Source organism: Actinomycetospora sp. (assembly GCF_055612215.1).
Window position 1 is genome coordinate 1 of the sequence record NZ_JBVPVA010000932.1, and the last position, 4,003, is coordinate 4,003.

General features: G+C 75.7%; 4 protein-coding genes. 3 read left to right on the forward strand and 1 reads right to left on the reverse strand.

The genetic code is table 11. The features are described 5' to 3' along the window. The first annotated feature begins 314 nt into the window (after positions 1–314). Genes AC0CYZ_RS25405 through AC0CYZ_RS25415 form a run of 3 tightly spaced genes read left to right on the forward strand, consistent with a single transcriptional unit; the run spans position 315 to position 3,491 of the window. Complete coding sequence (locus AC0CYZ_RS25405; protein ID WP_472220512.1) at positions 315–1,556, forward strand: acyl-CoA dehydrogenase family protein; 1,242 nt, start codon at positions 315–317, stop codon at positions 1,554–1,556. A 13-nt stretch (positions 1,557–1,569) separates the two neighbouring features. Then, the gene (locus AC0CYZ_RS25410; RefSeq protein ID WP_472220514.1) at positions 1,570–2,088 is read left to right on the forward strand and encodes an adenylyltransferase/cytidyltransferase family protein; all 519 of its coding nucleotides are present in this window, start codon (positions 1,570–1,572) and stop codon (positions 2,086–2,088) included. After that, a complete protein-coding gene (locus AC0CYZ_RS25415) occupies positions 2,085–3,491 on the forward strand; it encodes an alkaline phosphatase family protein (RefSeq protein WP_472220516.1) in 1,407 nt (468 codons plus the stop codon). The genes AC0CYZ_RS25410 and AC0CYZ_RS25415 overlap by 4 nt, the downstream gene beginning before the upstream one ends. Here AC0CYZ_RS25415 and AC0CYZ_RS25420 read toward each other — a convergent pair. Beyond that, positions 3,454–3,813 carry a DUF1330 domain-containing protein gene (locus tag AC0CYZ_RS25420; protein ID WP_472220518.1) on the reverse strand — a complete coding sequence of 120 codons (360 nt, stop codon included), beginning with the start codon at positions 3,811–3,813 and terminating at the stop codon, positions 3,454–3,456. The genes AC0CYZ_RS25415 and AC0CYZ_RS25420 overlap by 38 nt on opposite strands. Positions 3,814–4,003: the final 190 nt, after the last annotated feature.

A 4,003-nucleotide genomic window follows, 5' to 3' on the forward strand; every position in this document is an offset into this window, starting at 1 on the left:
CGTTCCCGGGCTCGACGGTCGTGGCCACGGGGACCTCGAGGCGGGTGGCGGCCCCGAGCATGTTCGCCGCGTTCTCGAGCACGCGCGGCGCCCCGGAGATCGCGGGCATCAGCCGTTCCTGCAGGTCGACGACCAGCAGGACGGAGGACCCGGCGGAGAGCAACGGCACGGGACCAGCGTAGGTGCGTTGCCGGCACCGGTGGCCGAGGGTCGCGGCGAGTGGGCCTCCACGGCTGCTCCGGGAGCCATGACGGTCCACTCGGCCGCGCAACCCGGCTCCCGAGCGCGGTGCGCACCTGGTAAGCCCATCGACCATGACCACCGAAGCGGGGATCACCGACCGCGTCGAGCACTACCGGGAACGGTTCGCCACCTTCCTCACCGTCGAGGTCGGGCCGGCCGCGGAGGAACTGGCGAGCCGCGACGTCGGCACCCCGTACAACCCGCGCCTCGACGACGCGGGGCGCATGCACCCCCTGGTGTGGGAGGCGCGCCGGGAGGTCCAGCGACGCTCGGCCAAGGCCGGTCTCTACTCCCCGCACGTCGGCGAGGCGGCCGGCGGGGGCGGCTTCACCCGCGCCGAGATGCAGCACGTCGAGGAGTTCGTCTACCACCGCAGCGGCCTCGGGCTGGGCCTGGCCGCGCTCGGCTGGACCGAGGGCGCGAACGCCGCGATCGAGCACTGTTCGCCGACGGCCCGGCAGCGCTGGCTCGAGCCCCTGGTGGCCGGGGAGATCACCGCGGCGTTCGCGAACACCGAGCCCTCCGTCGGCACGGACGTCCTCGCCATGGAGACGCACGCCCGTCGCGACGGCTCCGACTGGATCCTCGACGGGCACAAGGCGTGGATCACCAACGCCCACTTCGCCGACGTCCTTCAGGTCACCGCCGTCACCGAGCCCGGCGCCGGCACCCGCTCGCTGACGATGTTCCTCGTCGACGCGACCAGCCCCGGCGTCACCCGCGGCCGCGACATCCCGACGATGCTCGACGACGGCCTGACCGGCGAGCTGCACTTCGACGGCGTCCGCATCCCGGCCGAGGACGTCGTGGGGGAGCCGGGCGACGGGTTCGCGCTGGCCATGGCCTGGATCAACTGGCGCCGGATGTGCCGCGGCGGGATGTGCGCGGGGTGGGGCGCGTGGCTCCTCGAGCGCGCCGTCGACCGGGCCCGCCGCCGCACCTCGGGCGGGAGGCCCATCGCCGAGCTGCAGGCCGTGCAGCACCTGCTCGCCGACATGGACGCCGACGTCTACACCGCCCGCGCCGCGTCGCTCGCCGCGCAGGTCGAGCTCGACGAGCTCCCCGGCGGCCCCTACGGCATGCCGCTGCACCCCGACGCGCCGCGCCTGATGAGCCTGATCAAGGTCGTCAACGACGAGGCGTTCTTCCGGGTCGCCGACCGGGCCGTCCAGGTCCACGGCGGCACCGGCCTGCGGCTGGGCTCGCCCGAGGAGAAGCTCTTCCGGCTCGCCCGCAACCTCAAGATCCCGGCGGGCACCGTGGAGATCCAGCGGAACGCGATCGCGCGCGGGCTCCTGCGCGACCCCCGGTGAGCAGGGCCGGCCGGTGAGCCTGGCCGCCGTCACCGGGCGCTTCCAGCCCGTCCACGCCCAGCACCTCGAGCTCTTCGCCCACGCCCTGCGCCACCACGACGAGCTCGTCGTCGCCGTCACCAATCCCGACACCGGCGCCCGGCGTCGGGAGGCCACCTCCGCGCACCGGCACACCGACGCCGCCAACCCGTTCACCTACTACGAGCGGCTGCGCCTGCTCACCGCCGCGCTGGCGGGGGCCGGCCTGGCCGACCGTGCCCTCGTCGTGCCCTTCGACCTCACCCGCCCGGACCTCTGGCCGCAGTACGTCCCGCGCCACGCCCACCACTACGTGCGCGCCTACTCGGCGTGGGAGAAGGACAAGGCGGCCCAGCTCGAGGCGGGCGGCTACGCGGTGACGGTGCTCGACGGCGACCCCGCCGGCAAGCTCGACGCGACCGCGATCCGCGCCGCGTTCGACGACGGGTCCTGGGCCGCGATGGTCCCGACGGCGACCCTGCCGGTCCTGCGGACGCTGCTGGCGGCGCGGTGACCGGGCCCGCCGGGCGCCGCGATCCGGGCTCGAGTCCTCCGGGGTGGGGCGAGACCCAGCCGCGCCTCGTCGACGACCGGCTGCCGGTCGTGCTCGTCGTCCTCGACGGCCTGGGGGACCGCCCGGTACCCGCGCTCGGCGACCGGACGCCGGCCGAGGCGGCGCACACCCCGGTGCTGGACGCCCTCGCCGCGCGGGGGTGCTCGGGCTGGCACCTGCCGTTCGGCTGGGGCCGCGCGCCCGCCTCGGAGCTGGCCCACTGGGCGATGTTCGGGTTCGCCGACGTGCCCTTCCCCGGGCGCGCGGTCCTGGAGGCGCTGGGTGCCGGGATCGACGTGCCGCGCGGGACGGCGGTGACGTACGCGGCGCTGCGGACCTCCCACGTCGACCGCGACGGACGGGTGTGGATCACCGGACGGGCCGGGCGGGACGACGCCGACGACGCCGCGGCGCTGCTCGAGGCGCTCCGGCCGGTGGTGGCGCGCCACGGCGCCGAGCTGGTCCCGCTCGGGGGCCGCGGCGAGGCACTGCTCGTGCTGCACGGCCACGACGACGGCGCCGTCACCGACTCCGACCCGTTCTTCGAGGACCGCCACCCGTGGCTGCGGGTGCTGCCGTGCGAGCCCGGTACCGACGCCGCGACGGCCACCGCCGCGACGCTCGACGCGCTCCTGCGCGACGTCCGAGGCCTGCTGGGCGACCACCCGCGCAACCGGGCCCGGCGCCCGCGTCCGGCGCTCGACGTCCTGACGACGAAGTGGTCGGGCCGCCGCGACGCGCTCCCGGACGTCGTCGCGCAGACCGGGGTCGCCGGCGCCGCGGTGACCAGCACGCGGCTCTACCGCGGACTCGCCCGCCTGCTCGGCATGACGTCGCGCCACCTCCCGCCGCTCCCGGATGCCGGGGCGGACCTGCAGGCGCGGCTCGCCTGCGCCGAGGAGCTCGTCGCCGACGGCGCCCGGTTCGTCCACGTGCACACGAAGGCCACCGACGACGCGGGCCACACGAAGGAGCCCCGCGCCAAGCTCGACGTCCTCGAGGCCGCCGACCCCGGGCTGGCGAGCCTGCTCGACCTCGCCGACCGCGCGGTCGTCGCGGTCACCGGCGACCACGCCACGCCGTCGACCGGGGGCGTGCTGCACACCGGCGACCCCACCCCGCTCGTCGTCGCCGGACCGACGGTGCGGCCCGACCCCGTGACGGCGTTCGGCGAGGCCCCGGCGGCCTCGGGCTGGTACGGCGTGGTGCGCGCGGCCGAGCTGCTGCCGCTGCTGTTCGGGCACGCGAACCGGCCGGTCTTCCTCGGCCACCGCGCGACGCCCCGCCGGACGCTCGCGCTCCCGGACGACCCGGAGCCGATGCTCCTCAGCGGGGAGTCGTCGGCTGGAGGACCGCCTCGGTGAGCGCCTCGGTGCGCAGGTGCGTCCCCTCCTGGTAGCCGGGGTCGCGCACCATCTCGGAGAAGGCCCGGCGGCTCGGGTAGGAGACGAGCAGCACCGCGTCCCACGCCTGACCGGGCTCGGCGACCACCGCGTCGGCGCCGTGCCCGAAGTAGACGATGCTCGCGCCGACCTTCTCCGCGTAGGTCCGGAAATGGGCGATGTACTCGTCGTAGCGCTCCGTGCCGCCCTCGGCGAAGCGCAACAGGTTGAGCATGACGACGGGCTCGTCCGGGTTCGTGGCGAGGAACGCCTTCATGTCCGATCCGGTGGGGTTCACGGCCATGACCAGCACCTTACGGAGCGTGCGGAGCCCGTCGACCGGATCACGCCGCCGATACTTGCGCAGGGAAACGGTGTCACAATGACGTGGTGACGACCACACCGACGGCTCCGGAGACGACGGCCCCGGCCGCGCCTCCGCAGGAGCAGGCGGACGCCCCGCGCGGCGGGACGACGACGGCGGTCCGGCCCGC

Bases quoted from the DNA above. Each gene is read 5' to 3' on its own strand.
- AC0CYZ_RS25420 (WP_472220518.1), bottom strand. From the start codon at position 3,813: ATGGCCGTGAACCCCACCGGATCGGACATGAAGGCGTTCCTCGCCACG.
- AC0CYZ_RS25405 (WP_472220512.1), top strand. From the start codon at position 315: ATGACCACCGAAGCGGGGATCACCGACCGCGTCGAGCACTACCGGGAA.